Here is a 17,650-nt window from a genome sequence, read left to right as displayed (position 1 = left end):
TGAAGGGGCGGCGCGGTCTGTGCCGCGCTCGCATGCCCGTTGGCGGGGCCGGGCCCGCTCTCGTCAGGCCACGGCTGCGGCCGCGTGCAGCGCGGCGATGGCCTCGGGCGCATAGCCCAGGCCGGCGAGCAGTTCGCGCGTGTGCTGGCCCAGTTGCGGCGGGTCCAGCCGCACGCCCATGCGCTGGCCGTCCAGCCGCAGCGGCAGCAGCGTGACCCGCGCGGTGCTGCCGGCGCGCTCGCCGTCGGGCAAGGTGACATCGGCCAGGCCGCCCGTGGCGTTCAGGTGCGGATCGTCGAACAGCTGCTCGGGGCGCAGGATGGGCGCGAACGGCAGGCCGTGCCGCTCGAAGATGGCCGACAGCGCCTCGGCCGTGTGCTCGGCCAGGCGGCGGCGCAGTTCGGGCAGCAGCGTGGCGCGGGCGCGCACGCGGTCGTTGTTCAAGGCCAGGCCCGGGTCGGCCTTCAGGTCGGCATAGCCCATGGCGTCGCAGAAGGTGACCCACTGCGCGTCGCTCACGGCGGCCAGAAAGATCTGCCCACCGTCCTTCACGCTGAACACGTCGTACACCGCCCACGACGAGATGCGGTCGGGCATGGGCGCGGCGGGCTGGCCCGTCACGGCGTACTGCATCATGTGCTGGCCGACGAGGAACACGTTGTTCTCGAACAGGGCGGAATCCACCTCCTGCCCCCGGCCCGTCTGGGCGCGCTGCATCAGCGCCGCCATGGCGCCGATGGCGCCGAACATGCCGCCCATGATGTCGTTCACGCTGGTGCCCGCGCGCAGCGGATCGCCCGGGCGGCCGGTCATGTAGGCCAACCCGCCCATCATCTGCACGACCTCGTCGAGCGCGGTGCGGTGCTCGTAGGGGCCGGGCAGGAAGCCCGTGTGGTTCACGTAGACCAGCCGCTCGTTCAGGCGGGACAGCGCGGCGTAGTCGAGGCCGTACTTGGCCATCACCCCCGGCTTGAAGTTCTGCGCCACCACGTCGGCCGACGAGGCCAGGCGGATCGCCACCTCCAGCCCCTCGGGCTTGCGCAGGTCCAGGGCGATGCTCTTCTTGTTGCGGTTGAACATGGGAAAGAACCCGGCGCCCGCGCCCAGCAGATGCCGCGTGCGGTCGCCGTCCACCGGCTCGACCTTGATGACCTCGGCGCCGAGGTCGGCCAGGACCATGCCGCACGTGGGCCCCATGACCATGTGCGTGAACTCCACCACGCGCAGGCCCGCCAGGGGCAGGCGCGGGCCTTCGGCGGTGGGGGCGGAAGAAGGATTCAGGGGAGGATTCAAGGGAGCATTCATGGACGCAACGATAAGGGTTCGGTCAGGCAGCGGACGCAACCGCTGCGGGAAGGGACGCGGCCGTGCGGGGCAGTCCGGCCTGCCAGAGCGCGCCGTGCAGGGTCTCCCCCTCCAGCCAGCCGGCCACGCGCTCGCGCAGCGCCAGCAGCGCGGCCACGTCCAGGCCGGTGGAAACACCCATGCGCTCCAGCATGAAGGCGAGGTCTTCGGTGGTGACGTTGCCGCTCGCGCCAGGGGCGTGGGGGCAGCCGCCGATGCCGGCCAGGCAGGCATCGAATCGGGTGATGCCGGTCTGCCAGGCGGCGTAGGCGTTGGCCAGCCCCATGCCGCGCGTGTCGTGGAAATGCGCGCAGGCCAGCCGCTCGCCGACGAGTCCGCGGGCTTTCTCGAACAGGCGCTGCACGCCCGCCGGATCGGCATGGCCCACGGTGTCGGCCAAGCTCACGCGGTCGGCCCCGGCGTCGAGCAGGGCCTGCATCAGGCGCAGCACTTCGCTTTCGGCCACCTCGCCCTGGAGCGTGCAGCCGAAGGCGGTGCCCACCCCGCCTTCGATCAGGGTGCGGCTGCCCGCCGCATCGCGCGCCGCACGGATGCGCGCCACCTCGGCCACCACCTCGTCCGGCGTCTTGCGCAGGTTGGCCAGGCTGTGCGCGTGGCTGGCTGACAGCGGCACGACCATCAGGTCGGCCTGGCATTCGATGGCCCGCTCCGCCCCGCGCAGGTTGGGCACCAGCACCGAGGCGACCAGGCCCGGCAGCGATTTGGCGTGCGCGAGCACCTCGGCGGTGTCGGCCAGCTGCGGCAGCAGGCGCGCTGGCACGAACGAGCCGACCTCGATCTCCCGCTGGCCGGCCGCATAGGCGGCATCGACCCATTCGATCTTGCGGGCGGTGGGCACCACGGTGGCGATGCTCTGCAGGCCATCGCGCAGGCCCACCTCTCTCACGATGGCCTGGGCGGACGAAGGGGGGAGCGGATGGGCGGGCGGGCCTGCGGGCGTGCGGGGGGTCACGGAGTCTCCTGTCTGGGATCTTGTGCAGGCATTCTAGAAATTCCCTTCCATCAATTCATGCCAATTTTGGAACGCCTAAGATTCCAGGCAGGAAAATCTTGGCCCCCTTCCCTTTGTCCACCTTCCTTCCATGCGCCTGCCCGACCTCCAGACCCTCAAACTCTTCGTGGCGGTGTGCGAGCACCGCAACATCGCCCGCGCGGCGGAACAGGAATCCATCGTCGGCTCGGCGGTGAGCAAGCGGCTGGCGCAACTGGAGGACACGCTGGGCACGCCGCTGCTGGTGCGCAAGCGCCACGGCGTGGTGCCCACCGCCGCCGGCGAAACCCTGCTCGAACACGCCCGCACCATGCTGGCGAGCGTGGACCGCATCGAGCGCGACATGGCTGCCTTCGCCACCGGCATCCGCGGCCACGTGCGCATGCTGGTCACGGCCTCCGTCATGGCTGAATCGCTGGCAGACGACGTGGCGGCCTTCCTGCAGAACCCCGCGCACCGCGACATCCAGGTGAGCATGGAGGAACGGGTGAGCCCCGAGGTGGTCCGCGGCATCCGCGAAGGCAGCGCCTCCATCGGCATCTGCTGGGACGCGGCCGATCTGCAGGGCCTGGAAACGCGCAGCTACCGGCACGATCACCTGGCCATCGTCGCCCACCCCTCGCACCCGGTGGCGCGCCAGGACAGCGTGCGGTTCGCCGACGTGCTGGGCTACGAGTTCGTGAGCATGCCGGCCCTGAGCGCCGTGCACGTGCTGCTGGCGCGCGCCGCGGCGGTGGAGGGCAAGACGCTGGTGCACCGCGTGCTGGTGTCCAACTTCGATGCGGCGCTGCGCGTGGTGCGCGCCAACCTCGCCATCAGCGTGGTGCCCGCCGAGGTGGCGGTGCCGTTCGCCGCGGCCACGGGGGGTGCGCATCGTGCCGCTGGCCGACCCGTGGGCCCGGCGGCGGTTCGCGCTGTGTTTCCGGCCGGCGCCGGGCCTGGCGCCCGCCGCCCAATTGCTGGTCGAGCACCTGGTGTCGGCGGGTGCCGCGGCGCGCTGAGGGCACGTCCACCGGGGCCGTGGCAGGAGTGCAACAATCCTGTAACACCTGAGTATTTTTACCCCGCAGCGCAAGTGGGGTGCTGCTCTGGAGCTATTAAACTTGTAGCAAAATGGTTTCCACGCTATATTCACAGCGTTCCGGCCGCCCGGGTTTTGCCCGCTGCCGGATTTCTATCTCTCTATCGCGCAAGGAGAAGCTTTCATGAGCTCCAAGGAAAACGCCGCCATCAACCAGCTGTTCGAAAAGCTCGAATGCCGCTATGCGTTGCGCGTGCTCTGGGCCCTGCGCGACGGCCACCCCCAAACCTTCCGGCTGCTGCAGGACAGCGTGGGCGGCATCACGCCCAACACGCTGAACACCCGCATCAAGGAACTGCGCGAAGCCGGCCTGCTGGACCACGGCAACGACGGCTACACCGTCACCCCCTCGGGCGTGGACCTGCTCAAGCGGCTGTCCGACGTGCAGGCCTTCGCCACCCGCTGGGTCGCGGCGCGGGTCAAGAAGTAAGTCGACCAAGCCGGCGCGAGGCCCCTCCAGCGTCCGCCACCCTGCCCGACCCGCGCGCTGCGCGGGTTTGGTCTTTTAGGGCTCCAGCGCAATAAGCACTAGGGCATATCGCTATCATTTAAGTAGCACTTCGAAAGGAACACCCATGGCATTCACCACCACCCCCTCCGGCCTGCAATACGAAGACACCGTCGTGGGCGAAGGCGCCGAGGCCACGCGCGGCAACCACGTCAGCGTGCACTACACCGGCTGGCTCTACAACAACGGCGAGCAAGGCGCCAAGTTCGACTCCAGCCGCGACCGCAACGATCCGTTCGAGTTCGGCCTGGGCGCCGGCATGGTGATCAAGGGCTGGGACGAAGGCGTGCAGGGCATGAAGGTGGGCGGCCAGCGCACGCTGATCATTCCCGCCGCCCTGGGCTACGGTGCCCGCGGCGCCGGTGGCGTGATCCCGCCGAACGCCACGCTGAAGTTCGACGTCGAGCTGCTTGGCGTCGGCGGCTGATCGGCGCGGCGCGGTCCGCACCGAGACCGGCGCCCGGTGGGCGCCGCCTCCCCCCAAAGGGCTGTGCCTTCGCAAGAAGGCATGGCCCTTTTTCCATGTGGAGCGCCCTTGCCTGCCCACCAGCGCTTGCATTTTCTTTTCACCACCCCCCCACAACCTTTGGCAACGCTGCCCGCACTCACGACGGCAGAAAAATGACTGCGATCTTCCAACGGAGCAATCTTGAAAATATCCAGAATCTTGTGGGGTGCGGTGCCGGCGACGGCGTTGGTGCTGGCCGGCTGCGGCGGGAGCGACGCCCCGCCGACGGTCACCTCCTTCACGGCCAAGGCCGTGGTGTCCGACGGCAGCATTGCAGGCACGCAGACCGATGCCAACCTGAAGAACGGCTGGGGCATCGCCTTCAACCCGAACGGCTTCGTCTGGGTGACCGCCACGGCCACGCAGAAGTCCACGCTCTATGACGGCAACGGCGTGCCGCAGACCCTGGTGGTGACCGTGCCCCCGGCCGGCAGCGCCCCGGCCAACCCCACCGGCATCATCTTCAGCGGCACCAGCAGCTTCCCGGTCACCAAGAACGGCGTGACCGGCCCCAGCCGCTTCGTGTTTTCAAGCGAAGACGGCAGCCTCTCCGGCTGGAGCCCCGCAGCCGATCTGGCCAATGCCATCGTGACCTACCGGGACGGCGGCGGCGCGGTCTACAAGGGCCTGGCCGTGGCCACCCGCAGCGGCGCGGACTTCCTGTATGCCACCGACTTCCGCAACAACAAGGTCGACGTGTTCGACACCAGCTTCCAGAAGGTGCAGCTGGCGGGCAGCTTCGCCGACCCGCAGCTGCCGGCCAACTATGCGCCCTATGGCATCCAGACCATCGGCACGCGCATCTACGTGACCTATGCGCAGCAGGACGCCAACCGGCGCAACGCCGTGGCCGGCGCCGGCCTGGGCGCGCTGAACGCCTTCAACACGGACGGCACGCTGGCGCAGCGCATCGTCACGCCCGGCGCCACGCTCAACGCGCCCTGGGGCATCGCCCAGGCGCCTGGCAACTTCGCCGGGGCCAGCAGCCGCCTGATCATCGCCAATGAAGGCGACGGCACGCTGCAGGCGTTCGACCCCGCAACGGGCGAATGGAACGGCGCCTTGGCGCAAAAGGACGGAACGACCCTGCAGCTGGACGGCGTGCGTGGCATCGCGTTCGGCAACGGCCTGAACCAGCAGCCGCTGAACACGCTGTTCTATGTGGCGGGTCCGAACAAGGGCGTGAACGGCGCCTACGGCCGCGTGGACGTGCAGCCCTGATCCGCGCCTTCCTGCCGCATCGCCACGGCGCTGCGGCAGGACCGGCCCGCTGCGCAGGGCCGGTCAGCCGAACAGCGCCCGCTCCAGGCGCCGGTATTTTTCATCGCCCACCAGTTCGCGGATCTTCGGCGCCAGTGCGGCGAGGTCTTCGAAACTGCGTGCGCCCTCGACCGCCAGGTTCAGCCGAAAGCCGCGCAGCCCCAGGCTGGACGTGATTTCCGTGGCGATCGGATAGGCCGCCTGGTAGCGCTCCATGGGCGAGGATGACTCGCCCGTTGCCGGGGCCGCGCCCGGCGCGCCCGCCGGGGCCGGCATGCCCTCGGGCGACGCGTTCTGCAGGTTGGGCGCACTGCCGTCCGGCAACGACAGCAGGCCCTGCCCGACCATCGCCAGCACGTCGTCCATGCCGATGCCCATGGTCGCGGTGGCCGCCAGCACCTGTGCCAGCGTGCGCTTGCCATCGAACAGGATGAAGGCCGAACGCTGCCGCGAGGTCAGCGCGCCGTGGCGGTCCTTGAGGGCCAGATGGCCTGCAGATGTCTTGACGAGTAGCACGGTTCCCCCTGATCTTTTTCGGCGGCGTCGGGGGCACGGGCCCGTCCGATGGTTGGGCGCAGCGTCGCACGCGGTCGGGGCTTTGTGAATCCGGGTTTATCCATAACCACCATCCCCGCCCGCATCGCCGCGAGCCCCAGCGTGCGCCGTGGCGCGCGCACCCGCCGTTCACATCCCCGGCAGGCGCGAATGGACCGACGGGCCCGCCCCCGGCGCCCGCGTGAGCAGGCTCACCAGCCACGCGGTCACAAGGCCCACCGGCACGCCGAACACGCCGGCCGAGATCGGCTGGATGCCGAACCACAGGCCGTCCGCCAGCAGCACGGCAGGCACCACGGCGCGCACGGCCTCCACATGCGACAGCAGGTAGTACACGGTCACGCCCAGCCCGCACACCATGCCCGCCACCGCGCCCTGCCGCGTGGCACCGCGCCAGAAGATGCCCAGCACCATGGCCGGCACGAAGGCCGAGGCGGCGAGCGAGAACGAGGCCGACACCATGGGCAGGATCTCCGAGCGCTTGAGCGCCGCCACGAACGCGGCGGACAGCGCCACCGCCAGCAGGGTGAACTTGGTCAGGATCACGCGCTGCTCGGGCGACGCCCTGCGGCCCGTCTCGTGAAAGTACAGATCGCGCACCAGCGCATTGCTGATGGTGAGCAGCAGCCCATCGGCCGTGGAGAGCGCCGCCGCCAGCCCGCCCGCGGCGACCAGCCCCGAGATCACATACGGCAGCCCGCCCAGTTCGGGCGTGGCCAGCATGATCAGGTCGGCGCCAAATCGGATCTCGCCGAACTGCACGATGCCGTCGCCGTTCACGTCCTCCACCGACAGCAGCGCCGCATCCACCCGTGCCCACTGCCCGATCCAGTTGGGCAGCGCATCGAACGGGCTGCCGACCAGGTTGCTCATGACCTCGAACTTCACCAGCACCGCCAGCGCCGGCGCGCTGAGGTACAGCAGCGCGATGAAGAACAGCGACCAGGCCACCGAAGAGCGCGCGGCCGCCACCGAGGGCACGGTGTAGTAGCGCGTGAGCAGGTGCGGCAGCCCGGCCGTGCCGACCATGAGGCAGAACATCAGCGCGAGGAAATTGCGCCGGGTGTCCTCGTACGCCCGCTGCGCCTCGGGCGGGCCGTCCGGGTCGCCCACGTAGGGCTGGCTGTGCGCGGGCAGGCCGCCCAGGGGGCGGGCACGCTCTTCGCTCTCGCGCATTTCGCGGCTCCAGCGCTCGCGGGCCGTGTCCTCGTCGCGCGGCATGGTGGCCAGCTCTCGGCTCGCCGCCACGATGAGGCCGACGTCCGCGTTCTGGTCGCGCAGTTGGCGGATGCGCTGGCGGGCCGCTTCGCGCTCGCGCTCCAGCGCCGCGCCCACGTCCTGCAACCGGGCCTGCAGCTCCTGCGCCCGCGCCTGGTAGGCCGCCACCACCTGCCGCTCCGCGGGGTCGGCGAGCAACCGGGCCTCCATGTCGGCGATCTTGCCGATCTGGGTGCCATACACCAGCGGCGCCAGGGGATTGCCCAGCTGCTTGTAGGCCAGCCAGGAGACGGGAATGAGGAACGCGAGCAGCAGCATCACGTACTGCGCCACCTGCGTCCAGGTGATGGCGCGCATGCCGCCCAGGAAGGAGCACAGCAGCACCCCGCCCAGTCCCAGCATGATGCCGATCTCGAACTGCACGCCCGTGAGCCGCGAGGCGATCAGGCCCACACCGTAGATCTGCGCCACCACGTAGGTGAACGAGCACAGCACGGCCGCGAGCGCCGCGATCACGCGAGGCCAGCGCCCGCCGAAACGCACCTGAAAAAACTCCGGGATGGTGTAGAGGTTCATGGCCCGCAGGTGCGGCGCGATCAGCAGCGCCACGAGGCAGAACCCGCCCGTCCAGCCCAGCAGATAGGCCAGCCCGCCGGCCTGCCCCGGCACGCCCGAGAAGCCCTGCAGGTACAGCGCGCCCGACAGACTGATGAACGAGGCCGCGCTCATCCAGTCGGCCGCCGCCGCCATGCCGTTGTACACGGGCGGAATGCGGCGCCCGGCGACGTAGTACTCGTCGGCATCGGTCGTGCGCCCGTACACGCCGATGGCCGCATAGACCATGACGGACAGGAACAGGAAGATGGGGCCGATCCAGTGGCGCGACAGGCCGCGCTGCTCGGCCCAGGCCATGACGGCCAGGAAGGCGATCACCCCGGCCACGTAGAGCGCGAGGATGCGGCGCAGCCGCCGGCCGTAGGCGGCTTGCGGCGGCGCGTCAGCCATGCGGCTTGCCGGGGGCGCCCGGGCCCGGCTCGTCGGGGGTGGACGGCGGCGTGTCCGCGCCACCGGCCACCGCGTTCGCGTCCTGCCGCTCGAAATGGTTCATCGCCGCGCAGTAGATCGCCACGATGCCGATGAACACCAGCACCGCGCCCTGCGACGCGATCCAGTACCCCAGCGGCCAGCCGCCCACCACCATGAACTGCAGGTCGCGGGCGAAGTAGCAGGCCCCGAAGGACACTGCGGCCCAGGCGAGCAGCAGGCCCGCCTTCAGCCAGAGGTGGCGGGCATCGTGCAGGTCGGGCGGAAAGGGATGTCCGGCCCCGGGCTCCTCAATCGCCGATGGGCGCGTGGGCATGGTCGCCGGACCGGGCCCGTCAGCGGGCCAGTTGCTGCCAGGTGGCGATCACGCTGTCGGGGTTGAGCGAGATCGACGAGATGCCTTCCTTGGCCAGCCACTCGGCGAAGTCCGGGTGGTCGCTGGGGCCCTGTCCGCAGATGCCCACGTACTTGCCCTGGGCCTTGCAGGCGGCGATGGCACGCGACAGCAGGGACAGCACGGCGGGGTCGCGCTCGTCGAAGTCCTGCGCGAGCAGCTCGAGCCCCGAGTCGCGGTCCAGCCCCAGCGTGAGCTGGGTCAGGTCGTTGGAGCCGATCGAGAAGCCATCGAAGTACTGCAGGAACTCGTCCGCCAGCACGGCGTTGCTGGGCACCTCGCACATCATGATGACCTTCAGCTCGGCCTCGCCGCGCTTCAGGCCATGCTTGGCCAGCAGCTGGGTGACCTTGTCGGCCTGGCCCAGCGTGCGCACGAAGGGCACCATCACCTGCACGTTGGTCAGGCCCATCTCGCCGCGCACGCGCTTGATGGCGTCGCACTCCATCGCGAACGCCTCGCCGAAATCGGCGCTGATGTAGCGCGCCGCGCCACGGAAGCCCAGCATCGGGTTCTCTTCCTCGGGCTCGTAGCGGCTGCCGCCGATGAGCTTGCGGTACTCGTTGGACTTGAAGTCCGACAGGCGCACGATCACCGGCTTGGGCCAGAAGGCGGCGGCGATGGTGGCCACGCCCTCGGCCACCTTGTCCACGTAGAACGCACGGGGCGAGGCATGGCCGCGCGCCACCGATTCCACGGCCTTCTTCAGGTCGGCATCGACGGCCGGATAGTCCAGGATGGCCTTGGGGTGCACGCCGATGTTGTTGTTGATGATGAACTCCAGCCGGGCCAGGCCCACGCCGTCGTTGGGCAGCTGGCAGAAGTCGAAGGCCAGCTGCGGATTGCCCACGTTCATCATGATCTTGGTGCCGATCTTGGGCATTTCGCCGCGCTGCACCTCGGTCACCTCGGTTTCGAGCAGGCCGTCGTAGATCTTGCCGGTGTCGCCCTCGGCGCAGCTCACCGTCACCAGCGTGCCGTCCTTGAGCAGGCTGGTGGCGTCGCCGCAGCCCACCACGGCAGGGATGCCCAGTTCACGCGCGATGATGGCCGCGTGGCAGGTGCGCCCGCCGCGGTTGGTGACGATGGCGCTGGCGCGCTTCATCACGGGCTCCCAGTTGGGATCGGTCATGTCGGTGACCAGCACGTCGCCGGGCTGCACCTTGTCCATTTCAGCGATGTCGCTCACCAGGCGCACGGGGCCGGTGCCGATCTTCTGGCCGATGGCGCGGCCCTCCGCCAGCACGGTGCCCGTGCCTTTCAGCTTGAAGCGCTGCTCGGCCTGGCCCTTGGACTGGCTCTTCACCGTCTCGGGACGGGCCTGCAGGATGTAGAGCAGGCCGTCGGTGCCGTCCTTGCCCCATTCGATGTCCATTGGGCGGCCATAGTGCTGCTCGATCACCAGGGCGTAATGGGCCAGTTGCTCCACGTCGGCATCGGACAGGGAGAAGCGGTTGCGCTGCTCGGTCGCCACGTCCACCGTCTTGACCAGCTTGCCGGTGGCGGCCTTTTCCTCGGCCGAGGCGAAGACCATCTGCACCAGCTTGGAGCCCAGGTTGCGGCGGATCACGGCCTTGTTGCCCGCCTGGAGCATGGGCTTGTGCACATAGAACTCGTCGGGGTTCACGGCGCCCTGCACCACCGTCTCGCCCAGGCCGTAGCTGCTGGTGATGAAGACCACCTCTTCGAAGCCGGATTCGGTGTCGATGGTGAACATCACGCCCGCCGCGCCCAGGTCGGAGCGCACCATGCGCTGCACGCCGGCTGACAGGGCGACCACGTCGTGCGCGAAGCCCTTGTGCACGCGGTAGCTGATGGCGCGGTCGTTGTACAGGGAGGCGAACACCTCCTTCATCTTGTGCAGCACGTCGTCGATGCCGACCACGTTGAGGAAGGTTTCCTGCTGGCCGGCGAACGAGGCGTCGGGCAGGTCTTCCGCCGTGGCGGACGAACGCACGGCGAAGCTCGCCTGGGGGTTGCCTTCGGACAGTTTTGCGAAGGCTTCGGCGATCGCCTGCTGCAGGTCGGCCGGGAACGGCTGGGCCTCGACCATGGCACGGATCTCGGCGCCGGCAGCGGCCAGGGCGCGCACGTCTTCGGTGTCCAGCGCGGCGAGGCGCTTGCTGATCTTGTCGGCCAGGCCGTCGTGGGCGAGGAACTGGCGGAACGCGTGGGCGGTGGTGGCAAAGCCCGTGGGAACGCGAACGCCCTGGGGCAGCTGGGAGATCATCTCGCCGAGGGAGGCGTTTTTGCCGCCCACCGACTCGACGTCGGTCATTCTCAGGTTTTCAAACGGAACGACCAGGGCGGTCGCGTTGAAGAGTGCAGACATGGGATAGCTCCAGAAGTTGAAACTGGGTCTGCGCCTGCGCTCCGGGGGAGCAATCGCGGGCGAGCGCCCATGCACGGCGTTCGGCTTTGGTGTTGTGGTTGTGGGCCGCCGGGGTGCATGGTGAGAATTTGGATAATGGGCGCCATTGTAGGCTTGCCCTGCGCGGCCGCGCTGGCGGCGGGCTGACGGATCGTCCCCCTTCTTCGGAACCCCTGCCCATGCACACGCGCACCGTTTTCTTCATCTCCGACGGCACCGGCATCACGGCCGAAACCTTCGGCAACGCCATCCTGGCCCAGTTCGACATGAAGCCGCGCCACGTGCGCCTGCCCTTCATCGACACCGAGGACAAGGCGCACCAGGCCGTGCGGCAGATCAACCACACGGCGGACGTGGAGGGCAAGAAGCCCATCGTCTTCACCACCTTGGTCAACATGGGCGTGCTGCGCGTCATCCAGGAAGGCTGCAAGGGCATGCTGCTGGACATGTTCGGCACCTTCATCCGGCCGCTGGAGACCGAGCTGGGCACCAAGTCGCACCACCGCGTGGGGCGTTTTTCGGACGTGAGCCTGAGCAAGGAATACACCGACCGCATCGAGGCGATCAACTTCAGCCTGGACCACGACGACGGCCAGAGCCACCGCGACCTGGCCGGCGCCGACGTGATCCTGGTGGGCGTGTCGCGCAGCGGCAAGACCCCCACCAGCCTGTACCTGGCCATGCAGTGCGGGCTGAAAGTGGCCAACTATCCGCTGATTCCCGAGGACTTCGAGCGGCGCCAGCTGCCCCCGGCGCTGGAGCCGCACCGCAAGAAGATCTTCGGGCTGACGATCCAGCCCGAGCGGCTCTCGCAGATCCGCAACGAACGGCGCCCCAACTCCCGGTACGCGGCGCTGGACAACTGCCGCAACGAGGTGTCCGAGGCCGAGGCGATGATGCGGCGCGCGGGCATCCGCTGGCTGTCCACGACCACCAAGAGCATCGAGGAAATCGCCACGACCATCCTGCAGGAAGTGCGTCCCGAGCGGCTGGTGTATTGATATGCAATGACTCAGCCAAACGAATAGCCAGCGCCTGGGCAGACCGCGCTCCCTTATTATTTGTAGATGGATCGAGATGGCTGTGCACAGCATGGCCATCGGTTCATTGATTTAAAAAAGGGAGAAACGATGGCTGAGATTGAGTGCCGTACATCGAACGATTCACCTACATGGGGTTTGATCGATCTATTTGCGTGGAAGCTGATTCCGGACCGTATGGGCGGCGGCCGGCAATACATCCAGAACTTCAAGGACGCGTGGGTTCGTCATAACAAACAGTACATCCTTGAAGCCGCCACCAAATATCGACTTCCACCACCATTGCTGGCTGGTGTTTGCTGGATCGAGGTGGGGGGCGACCCCAATTTCATTGATCGCGTCGCATTCGAAGTTCGTTCATTTGATTGGAGCGGCCCTCCTGCCATCGACAAAATGGCGATCACCCGGCATCCGAACAAAACATCGTTCGGCTCCGTCAGCATTCAAATCCGCACGGCGGGCGAGACAATGGGCATTCCCGCTTCCGACATGTCAGTCACCCAATCCAGGGGACTCGCCAATTGCCTGCAAAGGGATGTTTTCAATATCGACGTCGTGGCGCAGCATCTGAGGCAACTGGCAGATCATGACAAATACACATTCCCACTAAGCATGGAGCAAGTCCGCATCATCGGCGCGCGCTACAACAGAGGCATGGGACTGTCTCTGGAACAGATCAAACAGAACACGAGCTATGGAAACTTCATCGTCAATTTCTGGCCACGATTCAGCAGCCTCATTGAATGATTAACCTGCACCATGAATAAGTTATTGCGGATCACCCTGCATGCAGCGTCCATCCTGGGCCTGCTGATCATGGCGCTTCTGCCACGAAATCAATACGACTTCATGCACGGGATGGACCCGTCCATTCCCGCCAACGCCATCGAAAACGGGTCGGGCAATGCCATCGTGGCGGCGGGTGCGATCTTTGCCCTTGTCGCAGTGGTCCAGATCGCCATCGCGGCGAAGGCCTCCCGGCCACGGGCCCGCGTTCTGCCCGTGGTGCTCGTTCTGCTTGGCCTGGCGATCCTGGCGATCAAGGTGGCCGGCTGAGTCGAAGAGGCCCGATGTCCGGCCCAGTTCTGCCAAAGGTGCGGCAGGACCGCTGGCCTACTGCACCGCCTCCGGTGCCGCGTGCCACAGGGCCTGGGGGCGGGGCTCGGGGTCGCGGTTTTCTTGCGCTGCCGCCTGTCGCTCCGGCCCCGGGGTCCAGTGGGTCTGCAGGCTGCGCAGCATGGTGCGAAAGTGCGAGGTCAGCCCCGGCATCTGCGACAGGGCCTGCAGGTTCACGATGATCTTGCGGGCCATGGCATCGCGATACGGGGCCTCGGCGGTGTGCGCGTGTCCCGTCATGAGCGCCATCGTGCTGGCCAGCAGCGCCTCGGTGCAGGGCAGGCGGTATTCCTCGTCGGTGGGGTTTTCAGTGTCCGGGCACGGTGCATCGGCAGCCATGGTCAAGCCTCCTTCGGAATTGCAACAGACCAGGCCAGCCACACCGCGGGCAGCTTGCGGCCCGGAGGGCCAACGACACCGCACGCGGAATCCACCATCCACGGACCGGACAGCGGATGCGCCATGCGAACGGGCGCAGACCTGGATCATTTGGGAAACGAAAGCGCTGGCTCGGAGCGCCGCACCCCACGGGTTGGCGCCTGGCTGGCTGCAGCACAGTATATGAGAATAATTCTCAAGCCGATGGTGTCATTCGGCCCGGTGCTCCGCCGCACGCAGGCTCTGCCTTTAGACTGACAGGCATGCTTTTGGACTACGACCCCGACGACCTCGACGTCAAGATTTCGGAGCTGCTGGTCGCCACCAGCGACTCCGCCGACCCTGAACTTCCTGCCGCCGTCCCGGAGGTGCTGAAACTGCTGCGCACGCGGCTGGGCATGGACGTGGCCTTCGTGTCCCAGCTGACGGACGACCACCGCACCATCATGGCCGTGGACAGCGCACCCGATTTCGCGCCGATTCAAGCCGGCCTCTCCGACCCGGTCGAAGAAAGCTGGTGCCAACGGGTGGTCGAAGGCCGACTGCCGGAACGGATGGAAGATGCCGCGCCCTACATCGCGTCCGGCAAGGCGCCGGATCCGGGGTTCCCCATCGGCACCCATCTGAGCACGCCGGTGCGCCTGTCCGGCGGGGCGGTGTATGGCACGCTGTGCTGCTTCAGCCGCGGCGTTCGTGCCGATGCGGACATCGACCGGCTGCGTTACACGGCCAACCTGCTGGCCGCGCGGCTGGCGCCGGGTTCGGCAGGGGCTTGAGCAGGCCTTGCACCATGCGATCAGGGCGGCGGATGCGCGCCGGCCGTCAACGCCCCTGCCCTTCGAATTCAACCGGCTGCGTCAGACCACGGCATGCATCTGCAGCAGGCGCTGCCGCAGGGCCTCGGCCACCGGACTGAGCTCCCGCGAGCGCCGCTGCAGCAGTCCCAGGGTGCGCCACAGGTCGGGCCCGGTCAGCGGCACACCGCACACCTGGGAATGCGCGGGCGGCAGCGCCAGCTGCGGCAAGGCCGCCAGCCCCAAACCGGCCTCGACCAGGGCCAGCGCGCCGGTCACATGGTTGCATTCGTACCAGGCGACGGGAGGGTTCGGCAGTTCCGCCATGGCCTGGTCCAGCAGCAGGCGGTTGCTGCTGCGGCTGGAGACCGACACCAGCCGCTGGCCGGCCAGTTCCTCCCAACGCACCTCGGTGCGCTGCGCCCAGGCGTGGCTGCGCGGCATGGCCAGCACGTAGCGTTCGCGCAGCAGCGGCTGGAACAGCAGCGCCGACTCCTGGGTACCAGTGAAGCTCAGGCCGAAGTCCGCCTCGCCGCGGGCCACGGCTTCCAGCACCTGCTGGGCGTTCTCGTCGATCACGTGCACCTGCACGTCGGGCATCGCCTGCGCGAAGGACTGGAGCGCCCGCGGAAGCAGGTGGTTGGCCACGGACGGCACGCACGCAATGGTCACGCGGCCCCGGCGCAACTGCACCTGGTCGCCGAAGCGCTGAACCGCCTCGTCCAGCCCGGTCAATGCCATGCGCGCCTCGTGCAGGAACTCCTGGCCCATGGCGGTCAGCTCCACCGTGCGGGTGGTCCGCTCCAGCAGCCGGGCACCGAGCGCGGATTCCAGCCGTTCCACCCGCCGGCTCAAGGCCGGGGCGGACAGGCACAGGATCTCGGCCGCCAAGCGGAAGCTCGACTGGTCCGCGGTGACCACGAAGGCCTGCAGTTCCTTGAGGTCGAATTTGATGCTTCGCATGCAACAGTCGTTTCGTAAATTGCAATTTACGGATCATTGTGCCCCTCCTACGATGCGCCCTTGATCGCCGGGCCAACGACCCGGCGGCGCTTTCCCGGAGACATACCCCATGCAACGACGCCCCCTCATCGCGGCAGCCTTCCTGGCCGCCAGCTTCCCCCTCGCCAGCACCGCCCAGGCGCAGGACTTTCCGCCCAAGAAGCCGGTGACCCTCGTGGTCGGCTTCGCCGCGGGTGGCTCGGCCGACATCGCCGCCCGCATCATCGCCAAGAAGCTGGGCGAGAACATCGGCCAGAGCGTGGTGGTGGACAACAAGCCGGGGGCCGGGGGCAACCTGGCCCATGCCCAGGTGGCCAACGGCCCGTCCGACGGGTCCATGCTGCTGTTCGGCTCCATCGGGCCGCTGAGCATCGCGCCCCATTTCATGAAGGTGGCGTACGACCCGCTCAAGGACCTGGCGCCCATCTCGATGGGCGTGGCCTTCCCGAATGTGCTGGTGGTGCCCGCCAGCACCGGCATCAAATCGCTCGGCGAATTCGTGGCCAAAGCCAAGCGCGAGCCCGGCAAGCTGGACTACGCCTCCACCGGCCCGGGCTCGGCCGCGCACCTGGCGGGAGAGCTGCTCAACGACGTGGCGAAGATCGACACGCTGCACGTTCCCTACAAAGGGGGCGCCCCGGCGCTGCAGGACGTGCTGGGCGGGCGGGTCACCGCGTTCTACGCGGCACCGCCCTCGGCCCTGCCCCACATCGAATCGGGCAAGCTCATTCCCCTGGCGACCACTGGCCTGACCCGCCCGGCCTACCTGCCCAACGTGCCCACCGTGGCGGAGACCTACCCGGGCTTCAACGCCACCAACTGGTACGCCTTCGTGGCCTCGGCCAAGACGCCCAAGCCCCTGCTGGACCGCTGGAACACCGAGATCGTCAAGGTGCTCAACACGCCGGAGGTGCGCGACAACCTGCTCAAGCACGGACAGACCGCCAGCCCCACGGGCCGCGAAGAACTCGGCCAATTCATCGCGGCGGAGCACGCCAAGTGGGGCCGCATCATCCGCGAACGCAAGATCACCGCCGACTGAGACGGCAGGCCGGACGCATTCCCCCCCAAAAAAATCAGGAGACAAAGGACATGCCGCTCAACCTCCCGCTCACACCGGCCCCCACCACGGCCACGCCCAGCAACGCCCGGCGCCGGGTGCTGCGCACCCTGCTGGGCACCGCCCTGGGCCTGGGGCTGGCACTGGGCGGTGCCGCGCCGCCCGCTGCCCAGGCCGCGGAGATCCGCGTGGTCACCTCCGGCGGCTTTTCGGCCGCCTACGACCAGCTGGTGCCGCTGTACGAACAGGCCACCGGCCACACGGTCGTCACGGCGCGTGGCGCATCGCTCGGCAACGCGCCCGACTCCATCCCCAGCCGCATGGCGCGGGGCGAGCAGTTCGACATCGTGATCCTGGCCGATTCGGGGCTGGACGAATTGACGGCGCAGGGCAAGGTGCAAGCGGGCAGCCGCGTCGACCTGGCCCGTTCCATGATCGGCATGAGCGTGCGCAAAGGCACGCCCAAGCCGGACATCAGCAGCCCGGAGGCCCTCAAGCAGACGCTGCTCCAGGCCCAATCGGTCGCCTATTCCGCCAGCGCCAGCGGCACCTACCTGGTCAACGAACTGTTCCCGCGCCTGGGCGTGGCCGAGGCGATGAAGACAAAGGCAACCAGGATCTACAGCGAACGCGTCGGCGCGGTGGTGCTGCGGGGCGATGCGGAGCTGGGCTTCCAGCAGGTGAGCGAATTGCTGCCGTTCAAGGAGCTGGAATTCGTCGGCCCCTTGCCGGACGCCGTGCAGCAGCGCGTGTTCTTCTCGGCTGGCGTGGCCGAGGGCGCGCAGAACGCGGATGCCGCGCGCCATCTGATCCGCTTCCTGGCGTCGCCAGCGGCCGCCCCGATCGTGCGCAGCACGGGCATGGAGCCCGCGGCCAAGCGCTGAGCGGGCGGGCGGTCCGCACCGGCAATCGCCCTGGAGAGGCCTGAGGCCAAAACGGCCTCCAGCACAATAAACACTAGGGCA

General features: G+C 68.2%; 17 protein-coding genes and 1 pseudogene. 10 read left to right on the top strand and 8 right to left on the bottom strand.

Features of this window, described 5'->3' with window-relative positions; translation table 11 throughout:
* Nucleotides 1-63 precede the first annotated feature (63 nt).
* Nucleotides 64-1,305: a CaiB/BaiF CoA transferase family protein gene (locus AC27IO_RS12100; protein WP_317359732.1), complete on the bottom strand. Its 1,242-nt coding sequence runs from the start codon at nucleotides 1,303-1,305 to the stop codon at nucleotides 64-66.
* A 22-nt stretch (nucleotides 1,306-1,327) separates the two neighbouring features.
* Entirely contained in the window at nucleotides 1,328-2,317 is a 990-nt protein-coding gene (locus AC27IO_RS12095; protein WP_487116051.1) for a hydroxymethylglutaryl-CoA lyase, read from the bottom strand.
* 130 nt (nucleotides 2,318-2,447) lie between these two features.
* On the opposite strand from AC27IO_RS12095, the pseudogene AC27IO_RS12090 reads away from it, so the two are divergent.
* The 4 genes and pseudogenes from AC27IO_RS12090 to AC27IO_RS12075 form a co-directional block, all read left to right on the top strand.
* Nucleotides 2,448-3,230, top strand: a pseudogene (locus tag AC27IO_RS12090) (LysR family transcriptional regulator); the annotation flags it as partial.
* A gap of 331 nt (nucleotides 3,231-3,561) precedes the next feature.
* Nucleotides 3,562-3,867 (top strand): winged helix-turn-helix transcriptional regulator, encoded by a 306-nt coding sequence (locus AC27IO_RS12085; protein ID WP_092744314.1) that lies wholly within the window; start codon nucleotides 3,562-3,564, stop codon nucleotides 3,865-3,867.
* A gap of 145 nt (nucleotides 3,868-4,012) precedes the next feature.
* Nucleotides 4,013-4,372, top strand: a complete 360-nt coding sequence (locus tag AC27IO_RS12080; RefSeq protein WP_272568163.1) for an FKBP-type peptidyl-prolyl cis-trans isomerase — start codon at nucleotides 4,013-4,015, stop codon at nucleotides 4,370-4,372.
* A 222-nt stretch (nucleotides 4,373-4,594) separates the two neighbouring features.
* On the top strand, nucleotides 4,595-5,674 hold the full coding sequence (locus AC27IO_RS12075; protein ID WP_284430176.1) for a TIGR03118 family protein: 1,080 nt from the start codon (nucleotides 4,595-4,597) through the stop codon (nucleotides 5,672-5,674).
* A gap of 63 nt (nucleotides 5,675-5,737) precedes the next feature.
* Here AC27IO_RS12075 and AC27IO_RS12070 read toward each other — a convergent pair whose 3' ends face one another.
* The 4 genes from AC27IO_RS12070 to ppsA all read right to left on the bottom strand — a co-directional run bounded on the left by AC27IO_RS12070 (nucleotide 5,738) and on the right by ppsA (nucleotide 11,256).
* Nucleotides 5,738-6,229 (bottom strand): hypothetical protein, encoded by a 492-nt coding sequence (locus tag AC27IO_RS12070; RefSeq protein WP_498739077.1) that lies wholly within the window; start codon nucleotides 6,227-6,229, stop codon nucleotides 5,738-5,740.
* Between the two features lie 168 nt (nucleotides 6,230-6,397).
* The gene (locus AC27IO_RS12065; RefSeq protein ID WP_317359721.1) at nucleotides 6,398-8,491 is read right to left on the bottom strand and encodes a VC_2705 family sodium/solute symporter; all 2,094 of its coding nucleotides are present in this window, start codon (nucleotides 8,489-8,491) and stop codon (nucleotides 6,398-6,400) included.
* On the bottom strand, nucleotides 8,484-8,846 hold the full coding sequence (locus AC27IO_RS12060; protein WP_498739076.1) for a DUF4212 domain-containing protein: 363 nt from the start codon (nucleotides 8,844-8,846) through the stop codon (nucleotides 8,484-8,486). The genes AC27IO_RS12065 and AC27IO_RS12060 overlap by 8 nt, the downstream gene beginning before the upstream one ends.
* Before the next feature lie 19 nt (nucleotides 8,847-8,865).
* Nucleotides 8,866-11,256, bottom strand: coding sequence for a phosphoenolpyruvate synthase (gene ppsA, locus AC27IO_RS12055; protein WP_317359715.1), 2,391 nt, complete (start codon nucleotides 11,254-11,256; stop codon nucleotides 8,866-8,868).
* Between the two features lie 218 nt (nucleotides 11,257-11,474).
* On the opposite strand from ppsA, the gene ppsR reads away from it, so the two are divergent.
* From ppsR to AC27IO_RS12040, 3 genes are all read left to right on the top strand, one after another.
* Nucleotides 11,475-12,296, top strand: coding sequence for a posphoenolpyruvate synthetase regulatory kinase/phosphorylase PpsR (gene ppsR / locus AC27IO_RS12050; RefSeq protein ID WP_272568151.1), 822 nt, complete (start codon nucleotides 11,475-11,477; stop codon nucleotides 12,294-12,296).
* 129 nt (nucleotides 12,297-12,425) lie between these two features.
* Complete coding sequence (locus AC27IO_RS12045) at nucleotides 12,426-13,082, top strand: hypothetical protein (RefSeq protein ID WP_284402542.1); 657 nt, start codon at nucleotides 12,426-12,428, stop codon at nucleotides 13,080-13,082.
* A gap of 12 nt (nucleotides 13,083-13,094) precedes the next feature.
* Entirely contained in the window at nucleotides 13,095-13,391 is a 297-nt protein-coding gene (locus AC27IO_RS12040) for a hypothetical protein (protein WP_498739075.1), read from the top strand.
* A gap of 57 nt (nucleotides 13,392-13,448) precedes the next feature.
* Here the strand turns inward: AC27IO_RS12040 and AC27IO_RS12035 are convergent, their stop codons facing one another.
* A complete protein-coding gene (locus tag AC27IO_RS12035) occupies nucleotides 13,449-13,790 on the bottom strand; it encodes a hypothetical protein (RefSeq protein ID WP_284430170.1) in 342 nt (113 codons plus the stop codon).
* 302 nt (nucleotides 13,791-14,092) lie between these two features.
* Here AC27IO_RS12035 and AC27IO_RS12030 point away from each other — a divergent pair, with 302 nt between their 5' ends.
* Nucleotides 14,093-14,605, top strand: coding sequence for a GAF domain-containing protein (locus AC27IO_RS12030; protein ID WP_498739074.1), 513 nt, complete (start codon nucleotides 14,093-14,095; stop codon nucleotides 14,603-14,605).
* 81 nt (nucleotides 14,606-14,686) lie between these two features.
* Here the strand turns inward: AC27IO_RS12030 and AC27IO_RS12025 are convergent, their stop codons facing one another.
* Complete coding sequence (locus AC27IO_RS12025) at nucleotides 14,687-15,586, bottom strand: LysR family transcriptional regulator (protein WP_498739073.1); 900 nt, start codon at nucleotides 15,584-15,586, stop codon at nucleotides 14,687-14,689.
* 109 nt (nucleotides 15,587-15,695) lie between these two features.
* On the opposite strand from AC27IO_RS12025, the gene AC27IO_RS12020 reads away from it, so the two are divergent.
* Together AC27IO_RS12020 and AC27IO_RS12015 are read left to right on the top strand one after the other, a co-directional pair.
* Complete coding sequence (locus AC27IO_RS12020; protein WP_487089890.1) at nucleotides 15,696-16,667, top strand: Bug family tripartite tricarboxylate transporter substrate binding protein; 972 nt, start codon at nucleotides 15,696-15,698, stop codon at nucleotides 16,665-16,667.
* A 50-nt stretch (nucleotides 16,668-16,717) separates the two neighbouring features.
* Nucleotides 16,718-17,569 (top strand): substrate-binding domain-containing protein, encoded by an 852-nt coding sequence (locus AC27IO_RS12015; RefSeq protein ID WP_498739072.1) that lies wholly within the window; start codon nucleotides 16,718-16,720, stop codon nucleotides 17,567-17,569.
* The last annotated feature ends 81 nt before the right edge of the window (nucleotides 17,570-17,650 follow it).

The sequence above is a fragment of the Acidovorax sp. KNOB132 genome, assembly GCF_057541515.1.
Note: the sequence above shows the minus strand (reverse complement) of the source record. Positions and strands in the feature narration are given on the sequence as shown.